At 52.0% G+C, this 16,967-nt stretch carries 16 protein-coding genes; 10 read left to right on the plus strand and 6 right to left on the minus strand.

Features of this window, described 5'->3' with window-relative positions:
* Nucleotides 1-327: 327 nt before the first annotated feature.
* Complete coding sequence (locus D9T21_RS16540) at nt 328-2,307, plus strand: class I adenylate cyclase (protein ID WP_123326120.1); 1,980 nt, start codon at nt 328-330, stop codon at nt 2,305-2,307.
* Between the two features lie 76 nt (nt 2,308-2,383).
* Here D9T21_RS16540 and D9T21_RS16545 read toward each other — a convergent pair whose 3' ends face one another.
* Genes D9T21_RS16545 through D9T21_RS16560 form a run of 4 tightly spaced genes read right to left on the minus strand, consistent with a single transcriptional unit; the run spans nt 2,384 to nt 6,017 of the window.
* Nucleotides 2,384-3,172 (minus strand): alpha/beta fold hydrolase, encoded by a 789-nt coding sequence (locus D9T21_RS16545; RefSeq protein WP_123326122.1) that lies wholly within the window; start codon nt 3,170-3,172, stop codon nt 2,384-2,386.
* A 9-nt stretch (nt 3,173-3,181) separates the two neighbouring features.
* Nucleotides 3,182-4,384 (minus strand): 3-oxoadipyl-CoA thiolase, encoded by a 1,203-nt coding sequence (gene pcaF / locus D9T21_RS16550; protein WP_123326124.1) that lies wholly within the window; start codon nt 4,382-4,384, stop codon nt 3,182-3,184.
* Nucleotides 4,384-5,205: a CoA-transferase subunit beta gene (locus tag D9T21_RS16555; protein ID WP_123326126.1), complete on the minus strand. Its 822-nt coding sequence runs from the start codon at nt 5,203-5,205 to the stop codon at nt 4,384-4,386. Before D9T21_RS16555 ends, pcaF begins: the two co-directional genes overlap by 1 nt.
* Nucleotides 5,202-6,017 (minus strand): CoA transferase subunit A, encoded by an 816-nt coding sequence (locus tag D9T21_RS16560; protein ID WP_123326128.1) that lies wholly within the window; start codon nt 6,015-6,017, stop codon nt 5,202-5,204. Before D9T21_RS16560 ends, D9T21_RS16555 begins: the two co-directional genes overlap by 4 nt.
* A 197-nt stretch (nt 6,018-6,214) precedes the next feature.
* On the opposite strand from D9T21_RS16560, the gene D9T21_RS16565 reads away from it, so the two are divergent.
* Nucleotides 6,215-6,994 carry an IclR family transcriptional regulator domain-containing protein gene (locus D9T21_RS16565; protein WP_123326224.1) on the plus strand — a complete coding sequence of 260 codons (780 nt, stop codon included), beginning with the start codon at nt 6,215-6,217 and terminating at the stop codon, nt 6,992-6,994.
* A gap of 65 nt (nt 6,995-7,059) precedes the next feature.
* On the opposite strand, the gene D9T21_RS16570 is transcribed toward D9T21_RS16565, so the two are convergent.
* Nucleotides 7,060-7,968 carry a LysR family transcriptional regulator gene (locus D9T21_RS16570; RefSeq protein WP_277423861.1) on the minus strand — a complete coding sequence of 303 codons (909 nt, stop codon included), beginning with the start codon at nt 7,966-7,968 and terminating at the stop codon, nt 7,060-7,062.
* Between the two features lie 105 nt (nt 7,969-8,073).
* On the opposite strand from D9T21_RS16570, the gene D9T21_RS16575 reads away from it, so the two are divergent.
* The 8 genes from D9T21_RS16575 to D9T21_RS16610 all read left to right on the plus strand — a co-directional run bounded on the left by D9T21_RS16575 (nt 8,074) and on the right by D9T21_RS16610 (nt 15,457).
* Nucleotides 8,074-9,186 (plus strand): muconate/chloromuconate family cycloisomerase, encoded by a 1,113-nt coding sequence (locus D9T21_RS16575; RefSeq protein WP_123326130.1) that lies wholly within the window; start codon nt 8,074-8,076, stop codon nt 9,184-9,186.
* A 12-nt stretch (nt 9,187-9,198) separates the two neighbouring features.
* Nucleotides 9,199-9,477 carry a muconolactone Delta-isomerase gene (gene catC, locus D9T21_RS16580; protein ID WP_123326132.1) on the plus strand — a complete coding sequence of 93 codons (279 nt, stop codon included), beginning with the start codon at nt 9,199-9,201 and terminating at the stop codon, nt 9,475-9,477.
* 49 nt (nt 9,478-9,526) lie between these two features.
* A complete protein-coding gene (catA, locus tag D9T21_RS16585; protein ID WP_123326134.1) occupies nt 9,527-10,465 on the plus strand; it encodes a catechol 1,2-dioxygenase in 939 nt (312 codons plus the stop codon).
* 26 nt (nt 10,466-10,491) lie between these two features.
* The gene (locus tag D9T21_RS16590) at nt 10,492-11,856 is read left to right on the plus strand and encodes an SRPBCC family protein (protein ID WP_123326136.1); all 1,365 of its coding nucleotides are present in this window, start codon (nt 10,492-10,494) and stop codon (nt 11,854-11,856) included.
* A gap of 12 nt (nt 11,857-11,868) precedes the next feature.
* The gene (gene benB / locus D9T21_RS16595) at nt 11,869-12,351 is read left to right on the plus strand and encodes a benzoate 1,2-dioxygenase small subunit (protein ID WP_123326138.1); all 483 of its coding nucleotides are present in this window, start codon (nt 11,869-11,871) and stop codon (nt 12,349-12,351) included.
* A 17-nt stretch (nt 12,352-12,368) separates the two neighbouring features.
* Nucleotides 12,369-13,391 (plus strand): benzoate 1,2-dioxygenase electron transfer component BenC, encoded by a 1,023-nt coding sequence (gene benC, locus D9T21_RS16600; protein WP_123326140.1) that lies wholly within the window; start codon nt 12,369-12,371, stop codon nt 13,389-13,391.
* Nucleotides 13,388-14,167, plus strand: a complete 780-nt coding sequence (locus D9T21_RS16605) for a 1,6-dihydroxycyclohexa-2,4-diene-1-carboxylate dehydrogenase (RefSeq protein WP_123326142.1) — start codon at nt 13,388-13,390, stop codon at nt 14,165-14,167. The genes benC and D9T21_RS16605 overlap by 4 nt, the downstream gene beginning before the upstream one ends.
* Nucleotides 14,168-14,263: 96 nt before the next feature.
* On the plus strand, nt 14,264-15,457 hold the full coding sequence (locus tag D9T21_RS16610) for a benzoate/H(+) symporter BenE family transporter (RefSeq protein ID WP_241155740.1): 1,194 nt from the start codon (nt 14,264-14,266) through the stop codon (nt 15,455-15,457).
* A 53-nt stretch (nt 15,458-15,510) separates the two neighbouring features.
* Here the strand turns inward: D9T21_RS16610 and D9T21_RS16615 are convergent, their stop codons facing one another.
* Nucleotides 15,511-16,965: an aldehyde dehydrogenase family protein gene (locus D9T21_RS16615; RefSeq protein WP_123326146.1), complete on the minus strand. Its 1,455-nt coding sequence runs from the start codon at nt 16,963-16,965 to the stop codon at nt 15,511-15,513.
* Nucleotides 16,966-16,967 lie beyond the last annotated feature (2 nt).

Raw genomic sequence — 16,967 nt, forward strand, 5'->3', positions numbered from 1 at the left:
GGCGACTCTCACATCAATACTGTTCGCCTAATCTGGGGCATCATGTCAGCGTAGGTGCCGGTTTGATCAAAGCCAATAAAAGCCAGTTTTCGCGGATCTAATGCTGGGTGAATTGAGTAATAACCGTTACATTATACGGCAGACGTTTTTCAACACGTTAGTTTTCGTTAGTGTGTCATTGGACTGTCGGGTGGTGTTTGTTCCCGCTGTTGGCAGATGGCAATGGTGGCCGGAACACAGGCTTTCCTGCACAATGTTGGCAGAGTCTTAGCAGACTGCAATAAAATGACTATCCTTTAACGAGTATTTAAGGATAAATGTGGTGCAATGAGTTCACAGCCATCGCTTACAATTCAGCAAAACCTGACAATTCGGTTATTGCGGGTACTTCGTTATAACAAGGCCCGTATCGAGCGGGCGCAGGCGTTATTGCCGCCAGAGCGCCGGCCGCTGTTTCATGTCATCCCTTTTTTACTGCATGTTAATCATCCTGAACTTCCCGGTTATGTCGATGCCGATGCAGAGCTCTTTTATGGCCTGAATAACTTCAGTTTTCGTGACGAAATAAAAGACGCGTTGTTTATTGTTTTTCCTCAGCATCATGACTTATTTGATGACATCAAGTCTGTCTGGCCTCGCCAGCGAGCCATCGACGCTTTGGTGTTAATGGGCAGTATTGGCACCATCGCGCAATCTGAGAAGTCTGACTTTGATTACTGGGTTTGCGTGGATGGCGATAAACTGAATGCAGCGTCGCTGGATGCCATGCAGCGTAAACTCCACGCTATTGAAGACTGGGCGATGAGTTGTTATGACATCGAAGTCCATTTTTTCCTGTCGGATATCGAAAAAGTCAGAAACAATGATTTTGGCGTAGCCGAGGGAGAAAGCGCCGGGTCGGCTCAGGCCGTGTTCTTAAAATCCGAGTTTTATACCACTAATATCGTGGTGGCAGGTAAGGCACCGTTCTGGTGGCTAACCCCCGACGCTACTACCGAACAGCAGTATTATTCGCTGCTGAATGCTCTTGAGGAGGGCGGCTCACCGGATCCCAACTGGTTTATGGATCTGGGGCATCTCGACAAGCTGGATATTAAGGAATTGTTTGGCGCGGCCATTTGGCAGTTGGGTAAAGCTATCGACTCGCCATTTAAATCCGTTTTAAAAATGGCCAAGCTGGAAGTGTTTCTGGAGAATCTGGAGCAAGAGCAGCCATTGTGTAACCTGCTTAAAAAACGGGTTCATCATGGCGATGAAGCGCCGGGCAACGTGGCCAATATCGATCCCTACGCTTTGATGTTTGATCAACTGCTGAGCCATTATCAGGCGGTCAACGAACCGGAAACCGTACTGCTGCTACAGCAGTGCCTCTATATTAAGTGCAATTGCCAGCTCAGCCAGCCCGTGGCAGAAAGTGATATTACCTTTAAACGGCGCATTATTGCTGGTCTGGTTAAACAGTGGGGCTGGACCAAGAGTCAGATCCGCCATCTGGATAATTCCCATAACTGGTCGCTCACCGAGTTAGTCCAGCTAAGCCGCAAAATTCACCGTTTCTTAATTTATTGCTACCGGCGCATGTCCTCGCAGCTGCAAATGGATAATCAGTCGGTCAGTCGTGAAGATATGGCCGTATTGGGCCGTCGCCTCGATACGTTTTATTCCAAAAAAGAGCACAAGCTGGAATTTTTACGCATCGGCTTTGACGACAAAGTATTCTGCCCGGTGATTACCATTAAACAGCACCGGCGTAAAAATGGTCAGCAGGTCTGGGCAGCCTACTACGACGATCAGCTCGGCGTGCTTGGTAAGAACCAGGAAAAAGCCCGCATTAGTGTGGCCGAATCGCCTGTAAGGCTCATTTTGTGGTGCGTGTGTAATCGCGTTATCGATATCAGTACCACAGTGTTACTCGATTACGATACTGATCCGGTTACCGACAGCGACATTCATGCCCTGATCAAGCATTTTGGCAAGATCTTCGGCCCGGTACGGGTGAATGCCATTCCACGGGAAGCCCTGTTAAGCCCGATGCAAATAAAGGCCTGTATGGCGGTGGTCAATTTTACCTCCAGTCGCCTCAAGCCCACCGTGGATGAAGTGACCGTTATCTATACCACCACATGGGGTGAGACTTACGTGGTGCCCGGAAAAGAGTCGCTGGATAAGTTGTGGTTTGAGTTGCAGGAGTCTGTACCTCGTCCGCCTTGCTACATTTTTGTGCCGGAAAGTTCGCAGCGAAAACGTATTTATCAGGCCTTTATCGACGACGCTGAGCAGGATTTTGAGTTACTCAACTACTGGTAGTTACGAGTGCAAAAAAAGCTTACCCGGGCTTTAGCTATGCTGCCCGGGCTCACATATCGCTTTTATCAATGCGGAGCTATTTAACGGAAGTCAGGTGATCACGCACCAGCTGGGTAAATTCGCGACTCGACTCCAGCGAAGGCACATGGCCGGTTTGTTTAAGCTCGGCAACAGGTTGGTTGAGTGCTTTACCCAGCGCGATAAGATCTGAGGTTGGGGTCGCCACATCGTCTTCACCGGCAATCAGTAGTACCGGAATATCGGTGGCTTTCAGAGACTTGCTCATATCCTGTTCCCCCAACCAGGCACACAATAACCCGTAGGAATGATCGTCAGTCCTGGCCAGCAGGGAAGCCCATTGAGACAGCAGGTTAGGGTAACGTTCTGAACTTTGTGGGCTGAACCAGCGGGTTACCAGGCTCGGGGCCAGGGTGCTAAGACTTTGCTGCATCACCTTGGCCTGGCGGTCCAGCCAGCCCTCCCGGCTACCAATTTTCATACCCGTGTTAGTTAACGTGGCGCTAAGCAGGCGTTCACTGGCCGACGCCAATAGCTGCTGACCTAACATGCCGCCAATAGAGGTTCCCACAAAGTGAAAGGTTGCTATGCCCAGCTCATCGCAAAGCTGTAGCAGATCATCAACCAGGCGTGAGTCTTCCAGACTGGTGGTATCGGCACTGTATGGCGTGCTGTCACCGTGTCCGGCTAGGTCAAAGCGCAGAATGCTGAAATTGGTGGTCAGGTCGGGCACCAGGTAATCCCACACGTGCATATTCATGCCCAGCGGGTGGGCTAATACCACCGTTGGTTTGCCTGGATTGTCGATAAACTGGTAATGAATACCTTGTTGCGTTGATACTGGCATAACGATGTCCTAAACCCGTTTTAAAAGTGTGGCGATACCCTGACCCACGCCAATGCACATGCTGCATAAGGCGTACTCGGCAGATGATTCTTCAAACTGCAGCGCTGCCGTTTGCAGTAAACGTGCACCAGACATGCCCAGCGGATGGCCCAGAGCAATCGCACCGCCGTTAGGGTTTACGCGACTGTCATCAGCACTCAGCCCCAGCTCCTGCAAACAACCAAGCGCCTGTGCGGCAAACGCTTCGTTTAGTTCTATTATGCCGATATCGTCAAGGCTTAGCTGCTGTTTAGCAAGTAATTTCTGCACTGCCGGTACAGGGCCAATGCCCATCACCGACGGTTCAACACCGGCCGTCGCCATGCCCTTGATTTGCGCAACAGGCACCAGGTTGTAGCGTTTTACTGCACTTTCACTGGCGACCAGCATAGCCGCAGCACCATCGTTGATGCCGGAGGCATTGCCCGCGGTTACACTGCCATTTTCCCGGAAGGGCGCTTTCAGTTTTGCCAGCGCTTCCAGTGTGGTTTGCGGACGCAGGTGTTCATCTTTATCGATGATGACCGGATCACCTTTTCGTGGCTGATAGCTTACCGGCACAATCTCTTTGGCAAAACGCCCGGATTCCTGAGCGGCAGCGGCCTTTTGCTGAGACTGACTGGCAAACACATCCTGGGCTTCACGACTTATCCCATAACGTTCTGCCACATTCTCTGCGGTTTCCGGCATGGTCTCGGTACCATATTGCTTTTTAAGGGCCGGGTTAATGAAGCGCCAGCCCATGGTGGTATCTTCCAATTTCTGGCTACGGTCGTACGGCCCGCTGGATTTGCCCATTACAAACGGCGCCCGTGACATGGATTCAACACCACCGGCTAAAATCAGATCGGAATCACCCGTCACAATACTGCGATAAGCCAGGCCTACGGCATCCATGCCGGAACCGCACAAGCGGTTAATGGTTGTGGCTGGTACCGAATGGGGCAGTCCGGCCAGCAGTGTAGCCATTCTGGCTACGTTACGGTTATCCTCACCGGCCTGGTTGGCACAACCAAAAAAGGCATCATCAATGGCGTCAGCAGGCAGGTCCGGGCACTGCGTTAGCACCGCCTGAATAACCTGTGCTAACAGATCATCGGGTCGAATCGGTGCCAGTGCGCCGCCATAGCGACCAATTGCTGAACGTCTTGGATGACAAAGATATACATTCATTACGCGCTCTCCGTTTTATTGTGAGCTTCGGCGGTAACCCGTTTAAGTTCCCGCAATACTTCAATTTCTCGTTGGCTCGGCAGATCGGTAGTTTGCAAGGCATCGGCGAAACGTACGTCCCAGCCGGTTGCCTCGGTAACCTGTTCTCTCGTTACGCCAGGGTGCAAACTCACCACAATCAGCTCGTTGGTTTCAGGTTCCGGGCGCAGAATACACAAGTCGGTGATCACCATAACCGGCCCTTTGCCGATGGTTTTTCTGCCTCGTCGCGCCTGACCATCACGGCCAAAGCCCAACGTAGTGACAAAGTCCACGTCTTTAACAAAGGTGCGTACCGAATGCTTAAGAGTAACAATCACCTCTTTGGCATTGGTTGAGATTTCCGGTGCACCACCGCCACCCGGTAAGCGTACTTTCGGGTTTGCGTAACTGTGCGCGCCGTCGGCACCCTCTGCCGGGTGATTCGCTGCGATAACAGTGGTATTGAGGTTGGCGTAACGGTCAATTTGCGCCGTGCCTAAAAAGCCAACATCAATATGGCCACCTTGCAGCCAGTAGCGGAACATTTCCGGCACGGAAACGGTGGTTAAGGCCGACTCACACAGCTCACCGTCACCAATGGATAAAGGCAGTACGCGGGGTTTGGTTTCGATTGTGCCTGACTCGTAAATTAAGGTGATGTCCGGTGCGTGGCTCAGCCGCGCCAGGTTGGCCGCTTCGCTGGGCAAACCAATGCCAACAAAACAGGTGGAGCCGTTATGCAGCGCACGGGCGGCGGTAATGGTCATCATTTCAGCGGCGCTATATTGCTCAGTACTCATAGTGCGTCTCCGTTAAATACTTGTTCATCCAGCCATTTGTTAAAGGTTTCGCGGCTACGGCTAATGCCGTCCCACTCTTTGTAGTAGCTGTTATTGCGCGGATAGTAGCCCTGGGCATAAGACGGGGATGCACCGCCGGGAACGGTAGCTATAGCATCGACAGACCAGGCAGGCAGAACGCAGCTGTTCGGGCCGGCGCCGAGGTCATCGACAATTTCTTCAACGGTGACAATGCAGTGGCGGGAAGACAGTGCAACTTCTTTTTGTACGCCAACAATGCCTTCTAGCAGCACGTTGCCGGCTTTGTCAGCTTTCTGCGCGTGGATAATGCCAATATCGGGCTTAATGGCCGGTACCGCGGCAAGCTCTTCGCCGGTGAACGGGCAAAAAATCGTTTTAATATTCGGATTGACATCTTTTAAGTCGCTGCCGACATAACCGCGAAATACCGCCATAGGCAGGCCTGAAGCGCCGGCCTCGTAGGCGTTAGCCATAGCTGCATGGCTGTGTTCCTCAATTTCCACCGGGCGGGGATAGCTGTGTTCAATGGCATCGCGAACCCGGTGTAACGAACCTACTCCCGGGTTGCCGCCCCAGGAAAATACCAGCTTACTGACACAACCTGCGCCAACCAGCTGATCGTAAATCAGATCCGGAGTCATGCGGATAAGGGTCAGGTTGCGGCGTTGCTGACGGATGATCTCGTGTCCTGCAGCAAAGGGAATTAAATGAGTAAAGCCTTCAAGTGCAATGGTATGCCCGTCGCGCACACCATCTGCAATGGCTTGTGAAAGAGTAGTAAAAACTGCCATAATAAAAGTTCGCTGTACGAATTAAAATTCACAATGCAAACAAAATAAATGATCTATTCAGTGCTGGTCAAGAATTAATTGTTAAAAAAATGCGCAGTGCGCGGACTTTTTCCGATTATGTGGCTGAAAAAAATAGAGAACTGGTACTTAACAGCGGAATAAGAAATAATTGCGCAGACGAAAATGAGAATGACACCATGAGTGATGACAAAATCGCCCCTGATCACAGGGATTACATAAGCGCCCTGGCCACCGGGCTGGAAGTGTTGGCAGCTTTCGACGCTGAGCATCAGCAGATGACACTGACTCAGGTTGCCGAGCGGATGGGCATCGACCGCGCCAAGGCGCGCCGGTTTTTACTTACTCTGCATGCCCTGGGTTTTATCCGCCGCGACGGCAGGGTGTTTGCGCTCACTCCTAAAGTACTGACGCTGGGGCAGGCGTATACCGCCAGTAATAACTATCTGGCCGTGGTTGAACATTACCTGAAAGACATCACGCTGAGTCTTGGCGAGTCTGCCTCGCTGGGAAAACTCGACGGCCAGTACGTGGTTTATGTTGCCCGGTCGCCAGCTTCACACCGGCTGATGTCAATTAACATCACCACCGGCACCCGGTTGCCTGCGCCTTATACCTCCATGGGACGGGTGCTGGCGGCCTGGCTCGACAGTGCTGAGCAAAAAGTATGGCTTAGTGAAGCGCAGTTAACGGCCCATACCCGCCGCAGTGTCACCACCCCTGAAGCACTCAAAGAAATTTTAGATGTCACTCGCGAGCAGGGCTACAACATTGTTGATCAGGAACTTGAAGAGGGCCTGCGCTCAGTAGCGGTGCCGGTGTTCAGTGGCAAGGGCGGTTTGATTGGGGCAATGAACGTGAGTACCAATGCCTCGCGGGTGAGCCTTGAGACGCTGACTAACGAGTGTTTACCGGTGTTGCAGCAGGCGGCACAGAATATACGCGCTGATACCCGCTAAGTAACTTTATACACAATATCAAAGACTCGCCCGGCAACCCTGTGTACCGGGCAGACCCTGTGTTATCAGGGGTATTTTCCATCAATGCGGTTTTGTACTAATTCATTAACAATGGTCATAGCGGCCATCATCATTTCATCTGATGCTTCTGCTCGCTGACTGCAGATCACCGGGCTGGTAATGCCTTCCTCTTCCAGCGATACAAACGCCACGCCGTCGCGATTCATTCGCTTTACCTGCTCCGGCACCAGGGTAAAGCCCATTTCGGAGGCGACCAGGCCGAGTGCGGTCTGAATATCATTTACCTGTTGGGCTACCTTCACTTTTAGTCCCCGGCTGGTGAACAGATCGCGGCAGATATTGGCAAAGGTCGGCGGCGGGCCTGCCGGATAAAGTATTAATGGCAACTCGGCAAGTTGCGCCATCGACAACTTTGAGCCGGCCAGAGGATGATTGATAGGTAACGCCGCCAGCATGGGCTCACGAAACAGCAGTGTTTGCGTGACATCTTCGTCGGCACTGGGCATTAATACCCGGCCAAAACCGATGTCCAGTCTGCCAGCTTTTAGTGCCTCTACCTGCTCGCCGGTTTTGAGTTCGTGAAGTTCAACCTCGGCTCGGGTTGTCTGACGCAGCCGTCTGATCAGCAGCGGTAACTGACCATAAAATACCGACGGCACGAAGCCAATTCGAAACAGGCGCTTCTCGCCGGTATAAATACGCTGGGTTTCCTCAATGCTTGATTCTAACTTTTCGAGTATTAGTTGGGCCTGCTTCCAAAAGTGTTCACCTGCCTTGGTTAGCGTGATGCCGCGAGCCTGGCGCTCAAATAAATCAACGCCCATTTCTTCTTCTAACTGTTTGATCTGCCTTGTTAAAGGTGGCTGAGCCATAAACAGTTTCTCGGCTGCACGAGTCATATTTTTTGCTTCTGCAACGGCACAAAAGTAACGCAGGTGTCGTAACTCCACCATACCTCCCGGGTATCAGTCCCAACTAAATCAATATTGGTTGTTAATAAAAAATATAGGTAGGTTTACATCCAGATATTTTATGGCAACACAAATTTAACAAGCGAAATGATAACACAAATTCAAACTTACATCGTCGATATTCCAACGATACGACCGCACAAGTTGTCGATGACTTCCATGGCTGTGCAATCCATGGTGATTGTCCGCATCACCGACAGCGAAGGCCGTCAGGGCATTGGCGAAGGCACCACCATTGGTGGTTTGGCTTATGGGCCTGAGAGCCCCGAAAGTATCAAAACCAACATCGACAGTTACTTCGCGCCTTACCTTAAAGGTAATTCTGTCGACAATCCCAGAGCGCTGATGAACCAACTGAATACGCTGTTCCGTGGCAATGGTCTGGCTAAATCGGCTGTACAAACTGCGCTGCTCGATTTACGCGGTCAGCAACTTGGTGTACCGGTTTCAAGCCTGCTTGGCGGCGCCTGCCATGCTCACTTACCGTGCTTATGGGTACTGGCATCCGGTAATACCGACAAAGACATTTATGAAGCCAAGAAGATGATTGCTGAGCGTCGTCACAACATTTTCAAACTTAAAATTGGCTCGCGCAGTGTACGGGACGATGTCGCTCACGTTGCCGCCATCAAAGCCGCATTAGGTGATTCGGTAAGCATTCGCGTGGATGTCAATCAGGCGTGGACCGAGTCTCAGGCTGCGCTGGGGATGGCAGCACTGCAGGAAGCCGGTATCGATTGGGTAGAACAGCCTACGCCGGCAAAAGATTACGCCAGCCTGGTAAGACTGGCGAACAAATTCAATATCGGCGTGATGGCTGATGAATCAGTGGCCGATAGTGCCGATTGTTTTGATTTGGCGGCCCGCGGCTTCACTGGTTCGGTGGCGCTGAAAATAGGTAAGGCCGGTGGCTTGTTTGGTGCGCTGGATGCAGCGGCAGTGTGTTCTGCCGCGGGTGTCGGACTTTACGGCGGTACCTTACTAGAAGGCACCATTGGTACTGTTGCGGCGCTACATGCGTGGTCGACCCTGCCAGCCATCGAAGCCAGCACCGAAATGTTCGGGCCGTTATTACAGCGCGACGACATTGTAAAAACTCCTCTTAATTATCATGAATTTGGCGTTGATATTCCTGCCACTCCAGGACTCGGAGTGGAGCTTGACGAAGACAAGCTGCGCGAATACGCCCGTAAAAACTAATAAGGATTAACCATGCTTTTTAAAGTTGAAATGACCGTCAACCCGCCGTCTCACCTGAGCGAAGAGGAATTCAACGCGATCAAACTCAAGGAAAAAAACTACGCAGAGGAACTGCAGCGCGAAGGAATTTGGGTACACCTTTGGCGGGTGGCCGGCTTATACGCAAATGTCAGCATTTTTGAGGTGCGGGATAACCAGCATCTGCACGATGTGCTGATGGCGTTACCGCTGTACCCCTACATGAACGTTTCGGTGACACCGCTGTGTCAGCATCCGTCATCAATTAAATAAACACCAACAGGCAAGCAATACCGCACCCGGTAGTTCGGAGATAACGACTATGACTAAAACTAATACCTTAAACACCGATCACGTACAAAAACTGCTCGAGCGAGCAGCTGGTTTAGACAAAGAAGGTGGTAACCCACGGGCTAAACAGATAATGCACCGGTTCCTTACCGATGTGTACCGTATGATTGAAGATCTTGATATTACTCAGGAAGAGTTTTGGCAAGGCGTTAATTATCTTAATGAATTGGGCGCTAACGGCGAAGCCGTGTTACTTGCACCTGGTCTGGGCTTCGACCATTTCCTGGATGTTCGTGAAGACGCTAAAGATGCCGCAGCCGGCGAACTGGGCGGCACACCTCGTACCATCGAAGGGCCGCTATACGTTGAAGGCGCACCGTTAACCGAAGGCGAAGCGCGCATGGACGACGGTCAGTCACCAGGTCAGGAAATGTGGCTACACGGTCAGGTACTCGACGAAAACGGCCAGCCGGTTGCGGGCGCTATCGTGGATATCTGGCATGCCGATGTCAAAGGGGCATATTCGCATTTTGACCCGTCGCAGAGCGAGTTTAATCTGCGCCGCCGGATCAGCACCGACGCTGAAGGACGCTATCGTGCCAAGAGTATCGTTCCCAGCGGTTACGGCTGTCCTCCGGGCGGTTCTACCATGAAAGTACTGGAGTCACTGGGCCGTCACGGCAACCGTCCTGCTCATATCCATTACTTCGTGTCGAAGCCGGGCTTTAAACACCTGACTACCCAAATCAACCTCGCCGGTGATGAATACACCTACGACGATTTTGCCTTTGCCACCCGCGATGAACTAGTAGTAGAAGCCACTACAGTCGCCGATAGCGACAAACTGAAAGAGCTGGGTTTCAAAGACAACTACCTGGACGTGGAATTTAACATTTCACTGGTAGCGACCAGCGATGATGACAAGCAATCCAAGCACGCTCGTGCCCGTGCAGCAGCGGAGCAGGCTTAAGCCTGCTCGCATTCGGGGGAATCAATATGACAAAGTTAGATCAACTGGAGCAGCGCGTACGCGGTGCTGTTGAAGTCGACGAGGCCAAAGGCCACTACCGTTGCGATCGGAGCATTTTTACCGATCAGGAACTGTTTGATTTAGAGCTCAAACATATCTTTGAGGGCAACTGGGTATTTCTGGCCCACGAGAGCCAGATCCCACAAGTGGGCGACTATTTTACCACCAGTATTGGCCGTCAGCCGGTGGTCATTACCCGCAATAAAGACGGTGAGCTGAACGCTATTCTGAATACCTGCTCACACCGTGGTGCTACCTTGTGCCGCCGTAAACGCGGTAATAAAACCTCGTTTACCTGCCCGTTCCACGGCTGGACGTTTAATAACTCGGGTAAGTTACTCAAAGCCCGCGATCAGAAAAAAGGCGGTTATCCTGAAACCTTTAACACCGACGGTTCCCACGATCTGAAACATGTTGCGCGTTTTGAATCGTACCGTGGTTTCCTGTTCGGCAGCTTAAATGCCGACGTTTTGCCGCTGGAAACTTACCTGGGTGAAACCACTAAAGTCATCGACAACATTGTTGACCAGGATCCGGAAGGTATCGAAGTATTGCGCGGTACTTCCTCTTACACCTATGAGGGTAACTGGAAACTGACTGCCGAAAATGGTGCCGATGGCTACCACGTTGGCACAGTTCACTGGAACTATCTGTCGACCATGAGCCACCGTAATTATGACGAAGGCGGGACCGAAGCGGTTGATGCCAAAAGCTGGTCTGGTGAAGGTGGTTTTTACTCCTTTGAGAACGGCCACATGATGCTTTGGACCCGCCTGACTAACCCGTCGGCTCGCCCAGTATTCAGTGAATTTGAGCGACTGATTGGCGAAGTGGGTGAAGCCCGTGCCGATACCATTGTAAACCAGACCCGTAACCTGTGTCTGTATCCGAATGTGTATATCATGGATCAGTTCTCTACCCAGATCCGGGTATTGCGACCTATCTCAGTAAACAAAACCGAAGTGACGATTTACTGCTTTGCACCTAAGAGCGAATCAGCCGAAAACCGCCAGAAGCGTCTGCGTCAGTATGAAGACTTCTTTAATGTGTCGGGCATGGGTACACCGGACGACCTTGAAGAGTTCCGTGGTTGTCAGCAGGGCTATGAAGCCCGCGCGATGCGCTGGAACGATATGAGCCGGGGCGCTGCACACTGGCTGAATGGCCCTGATAAGTATGCTGAATCGGTTGGCATGGACACCGTAGCTACCGGGATCAAGCCGGAAGATGAAGGTCTGTATGTGCATCACCATCAGCATTGGGTAAACGAAATGCTGTCTGCCATTGAGCAGGAAAAAGCCAATCAAATCCCCGTTGTGCAGAAAGACTAAGAGGCAGTAATCATGACTTATCAGGAAATACAGGCATTTATTTTTCGTGAAGCGCGTTTGCTCGACGATCGTCAGTGGGATGAGTGGTTAAGCTGTTATCACCCTAAGTGTGAATACTGGATGCCAGCCTGGGATGACGACGATCAGCTGACTGCCGATCCGCATAAAGAGATCTCGCTGATCTACTATCCGAACCGTAATGGTCTGGAAGATCGGGTGTATCGCATTAAAACTGAGCGCTCCGGTGCGAGTATGCCAGAGCCGCGGACTACCCATCAGAACTCGAACCTGGAGATCTTGAGTCACCAGGGTGACGTGATGGATATTCGCTACAACTTTAACACCTTGAGCCATCGCTATCGCGAGACCTCGCAGTTTTTCGGTACCGCGCACTGCACGCTGGATGTAAGCGGTGATACACCGGTAATCACGCGCAAGAAAATCGTCCTCAACAACGATTATATCAATCAGGTTATCGACGTTTATCACCTTTAAAGACGGGGAGTATTACTATGTCTTTTAAAGTCGCACTTAATTTTGAAGACGGGGTTACCCGGGTTATCGACTGCAACGATGGCGAAACCGTACTGGATGCCGCTTACCGGCATCAGGTTAAATTGCCTATGGATTGCTCCGATGGCGTTTGCGGCACGTGTAAAGGCACGTGTCGGCAGGGCAAGTACGATCTGGGCGATGAATATATCGACGAGGCGCTTACCGACGATGAAGCCGAAGACGGTATTATTCTGACCTGTCAGATGTTGCCAGAGTCGGATGTGGTGGTATATATCCCCGCCGCGTCTTCGCTTTGTGCATCTGGCCCGCAGGCTATCACCAGTACCGTTACTGGTGTCCAGGCGCTGTCTGATACCACCATTGAGCTGAATGTGAAGCTGTCTGAACCACTGGCGTTTTTGCCGGGGCAGTATATCAACCTCGGCTTTCCGGGTGATAACGACTCACGGGCATACTCGTTCAGCTCATTACCGGGCAGTGATGAGGCAAGCTTTCTGATCCGCAATGTGCCGGGCGGCAAAATGAGCAGCTACCTGAGCAACACAGCGGTCGAAGGTGATGAACTGCCGGTAACCGGCCCGCTGGGTAGCTTTTATCTGCGCACGGTTGAACGGCCGGTGCTGATGCTGGCCGGAGGTACCGGTCTGGCGCCCATTTTATCAATGCTGGAATATATGCAGGCCGAGGGCCTTCAGCAGCCGGTATTTTTACTGTACGGCGTGACTAATGTCAGCGACCTGGTCAAACTGGATGCGCTGGAAGCCTTTGCCGAGGCTATGCCGCAGTTTAGCTATGCTACGGTTGTGGTAAACAGCGAAAGCGGCCATGAACGTCAGGGCTTCGTGACTGACCACATGGATGCAGTGCCATTTGCCCTGGTTGAAGCGGATACTTATTTATGTGGTCCGCCGCCTATGGTGGATGCCGTACGCCAGTATTTTAAAGACTCAGGTACCGAGCCGCATTCATTCCACTATGAGAAATTTAATCCCAGCACGCCGAAAGAGGAAGCGGCATGAGTCATCGTTTTGATGGTCAGGTGCTGGTGGTTACCGGGGCAGGTCAGGGGATTGGCCTGCGCGCGGCACAGCGCGCGGCTAGCGAGGGTGCTAAACTGGCGCTGGTCGACCGGGCTGAGCATATCCACGATATCGCCGCCGAGCTGGTTAAATCCGGCTGTGATGCCATTGCTATTAACGCAGATCTCGAAACCTACGAGGGTGCAGTAAATGCCATGGATGCCGCGCTGCTGCAGTTTGGTCGCATAGATAAGCTAATCAATAATGTGGGCGGTACTATCTGGGCAAAACCTTATGCCCATTACGCGCCGCAGGAAATTGAAAAGGAAGTACGTCGTTCGCTATTCCCAACCCTGTGGTGTTGCCGGGCAGTTCTGCCGGCAATGCTGGAGAGCGGTAATGGCGCCATCGTTAACGTGTCTTCAGTGGCAACCCGTGGTATCAATCGTGTACCTTATGCCGCGGCCAAAGGCGGCGTGAATGCTTTAACGGTGTCGCTGGCTTTTGAATACGCTGAATATAACATTCGCGTTAATGCTACGGCGCCCGGTGGTACCGAAGCGCCGCAGCGCATTGTGCCGCGCAACGAAAGCAGCCAGTCGGACGAAGAGAAGGTGTGGTACCAGCAAATTGTTGACCAGACCAAAGATACCAGTTTTATGGGCCGTTACGGTACGCTGGATGAACAGGCTTCGGCCATTTTGTATCTGGCCAGTGATGAGGCCAGCTATATTACCGGTACGATCCTGCCTGTAGCGGGAGGCGACTGCGGTTAGTGGCCGTAAGCTGTCTGAAATTTTTTTACATAACTTAAAATGCTGCGAATAAATCATGTTCTTTGGTTTCCGCAGCATTTTTTTTGGGGTCTTACTATGCAACCAACACGCTTCCGAATCGCCTTGCCTGGTATGGGGGATTGGTCACTGTCTGCGGCCGTGGCCGGTATACTGGCTTCGACCATGGGCTATGCCGGGCCTCTGGTGATCCTGTTTCAGGTTGCCGATGCAGCCGGGTTAAACGATGCGGTACTGATCTCCTGGATCTGGGGCATGTCGATTGCCAGTGGCTTATTATGCGGCTGGTTTAGCCTGCGTTACAAAATGCCGGTACTGTTTGCCTGGAATGCGCCGGGCTCGGCCTTATTAGTGACGTTGGTGCCGGGGATGCCGTGGGGAGATGTCATCGGGGCGTACCTGATGTCTGGTGCAATGCTGTTGATACTTGGACTAAGCGGCGGGTTTGAGAAGCTAATTAAGCGTCTGCCGTTATCACTGGCCGCGGCGTTGCTGGCGGGGATATTAGTTAATTTCAGCCTGGCGTTGTTTTCGAAGATGACCGGCGCACCGCTGCTGGGTTTAGTGATGTTTGGCGCCTATATTGTGTTACGTCAGGTATTGCCGCGCTATGCGATTATGTTAACCGTAGTGGCTGGTGTTGCGGTGCTGATGGCAACCGAGGGGTTGTCCTTCGCTGCGGTTGACTGGCAGCTATCTGTGCCCCAGTTGTACAGCCCTTCCTTTTCTTTATCGGCGTTATTTAGTGTGTCTGTGCCTTTGGTGTTGGTGGCCTTAAGCGGGCAGTTTATTACCGGCATCGCTATTTTACGTCAGGATGGCTTTGCGCCGCCAGCCAATCAAATTGTTGCGGGCAGCGGTTTTATGAGCATTTTGTTTGCGCCAACCGGCTGTCACGGCGTGAATTTGTCGGCCATTACAGCCGCTATTTGTACCGGTAGTGATGCGCATCCCAACCCTACTAAGCGCTATTTCGGGCCATTTGTTGCCATGTTCTGGTATGCCATGTTTGGTTTGTTCAGTGCGGCGCTGGTGAGTGTGATTCAGGCCTTTCCTGCGGCCTTTATTGCTATGGTTGCCGGTATTGCTTTGCTCGGCGCGCTGGAGGGCTCCCTGGCCGCTGCGCTGTCTCAGGCCAAAGAACGTGAAGCTGCCTTATGTACCTTTTTGATCACGGCTTCGGATTTGTCGTTACTGGGTTTGTCGTCGGCCTTTTGGGCACTGATAATAGGCGGCGCTATTTTTGCGTTACAGCAGCGGCTGGCTAAATAGCACGCATAAAAAAACAGGGCCTAGGGCCCTGCTTTTCAGGAAGGAGAGTGCGGTTAAAACGGGTACTGAATACCTTTGTTCATTACGCTAATCCACTTATTGTGGGTAAACTCTTCAAGGTTTACCGGACCGCCAATGCGTCCAGCATCACCAGAGTCTTTCAGACCACCAAATGGAATGTGATACTCATTATTTACGGTCTGATCGTTTACATGCACCATGCCAGCGTCAATTAGTCCGGCCAGGTATTCACCTTTCGCACTGTCACCGGTATGAATCGATGCAGACAGGCCAAGATCAGTCGCGTTGGCCAGAGCGATGGCTTCCTGCTCGGTTCTAAAGGTTACAACCGGTGCGACCGGACCAAAGATTTCCTGCTTAAATACCGGCATCTCTGGTGTGACATTTTTAAGCACTGTAGGTCTGACTAACCGGCCATCCACTGTTCCGCCGGCCACGATTTCAGCGCCCATGGCAACCGAGTCATCAATCAGTGATTTGACTTTATCGGCCTGGGTCTGGTTAATCAACGGGCCGAGGTGGCATTGCTCTGAAAAGGGGTTACCGGCATATAGGTTGTTGGCGCGCTCGGCCAGTGCATTAATATAGGCACCAGCAATATCTTCATGAACGATATGACGGCCTGACTGCATGCAAATCTGACCCTGATGCAAAAACGCGCCCCAGGCAGCACATGATGATGCGGAGTCAATGTCGGCATCGTCGAGTACGATAAAGGCATTGTTGCCGCCCAGTTCCAGTGATGTTTTCTTAAAGGTTTCGGCACAATGGCGGGCAATTGAGCGGCCAACTGCCGTTGAACCGGTAAATGCGATCATTCCGGTTGCCGGATGTTCCACAACCGCCTGGCCTGGCTCAGCGCCTCCGGGCAGTAAACCGAGTACGCCCTCGGGTAAACCGGCAGCGTCCATTAACACTTTGATGATAACACCACCAGTAAAGAAGCTCTGCGGATCCGGTTTTAATACAACAGCGTTACCCATGGCCAGCGCTGGTAGCACCGCACGTAACGACAGCAGTAACGGGAAGTTCCAAGGTGCAATAACACCCACCACTCCTACCGGAATGCGTACGCGCATATTTTTACGTCCCGGCATGGTCGAAGGGTAGATTTCGCCATTAGGTGCCTGGGCCTGGCTGGCCGCCATGTACGTTTGCTCAATACAGGCTTGTAACTCCCATTCGCTTTTCGGGCGAATAGAGCCGCACTCTCTGGCATTCCAGGTATGGATGAGCTCTGCGTTGTCTTCCAGCGCCTGAGCAAAGCGGCGTAAAATAACCGCCCGCTGTTCAAACGTGCTGGCAGCCCACTCTGGCTGCGCAGCTTTGCAGCGTTCGATAACGGTGCTGGCTTCGTCGGCTGTGGCAGCGTTAACGCTGCCGAAAACAGTGCCGGTGGCAGGTTCGACAATGTCGAACGCTGCACCAGAAAAACCAGATGTGTAGTCGAGGGAAAAGTCACTCTGGCTGATAGCTTTGTAATTCATGT

Source organism: Marisediminitalea oceani (assembly GCF_003731635.1).
In the GTDB taxonomy this organism is placed as follows: domain Bacteria; phylum Pseudomonadota; class Gammaproteobacteria; order Enterobacterales; family Alteromonadaceae; genus Alteromonas; species Alteromonas oceani.

Excerpts from the sequence above, each read along its gene's own strand:
- D9T21_RS16540 (WP_123326120.1), top strand. The coding sequence starts at position 328 with ATGAGTTCACAGCCATCGCTTACAATTCAGCAAAACCTGACAATTCGG.
- D9T21_RS16545 (WP_123326122.1), bottom strand. The coding sequence starts at position 3,172 with ATGCCAGTATCAACGCAACAAGGTATTCATTACCAGTTTATCGACAAT.
- pcaF (WP_123326124.1), bottom strand. The coding sequence starts at position 4,384 with ATGAATGTATATCTTTGTCATCCAAGACGTTCAGCAATTGGTCGCTAT.
- D9T21_RS16555 (WP_123326126.1), bottom strand. The coding sequence starts at position 5,205 with ATGAGTACTGAGCAATATAGCGCCGCTGAAATGATGACCATTACCGCC.
- D9T21_RS16560 (WP_123326128.1), bottom strand. The coding sequence starts at position 6,017 with ATGGCAGTTTTTACTACTCTTTCACAAGCCATTGCAGATGGTGTGCGC.
- D9T21_RS16565 (WP_123326224.1), top strand. The coding sequence starts at position 6,215 with ATGAGTGATGACAAAATCGCCCCTGATCACAGGGATTACATAAGCGCC.
- D9T21_RS16570 (WP_277423861.1), bottom strand. The coding sequence starts at position 7,968 with ATGGTGGAGTTACGACACCTGCGTTACTTTTGTGCCGTTGCAGAAGCA.
- D9T21_RS16575 (WP_123326130.1), top strand. The coding sequence starts at position 8,074 with ATGATAACACAAATTCAAACTTACATCGTCGATATTCCAACGATACGA.
- catC (WP_123326132.1), top strand. The coding sequence starts at position 9,199 with ATGCTTTTTAAAGTTGAAATGACCGTCAACCCGCCGTCTCACCTGAGC.
- catA (WP_123326134.1), top strand. The coding sequence starts at position 9,527 with ATGACTAAAACTAATACCTTAAACACCGATCACGTACAAAAACTGCTC.
- D9T21_RS16590 (WP_123326136.1), top strand. The coding sequence starts at position 10,492 with ATGACAAAGTTAGATCAACTGGAGCAGCGCGTACGCGGTGCTGTTGAA.
- benB (WP_123326138.1), top strand. The coding sequence starts at position 11,869 with ATGACTTATCAGGAAATACAGGCATTTATTTTTCGTGAAGCGCGTTTG.
- benC (WP_123326140.1), top strand. The coding sequence starts at position 12,369 with ATGTCTTTTAAAGTCGCACTTAATTTTGAAGACGGGGTTACCCGGGTT.
- D9T21_RS16605 (WP_123326142.1), top strand. The coding sequence starts at position 13,388 with ATGAGTCATCGTTTTGATGGTCAGGTGCTGGTGGTTACCGGGGCAGGT.
- D9T21_RS16610 (WP_241155740.1), top strand. The coding sequence starts at position 14,264 with ATGCAACCAACACGCTTCCGAATCGCCTTGCCTGGTATGGGGGATTGG.
- D9T21_RS16615 (WP_123326146.1), bottom strand. The coding sequence starts at position 16,965 with ATGAATTACAAAGCTATCAGCCAGAGTGACTTTTCCCTCGACTACACA.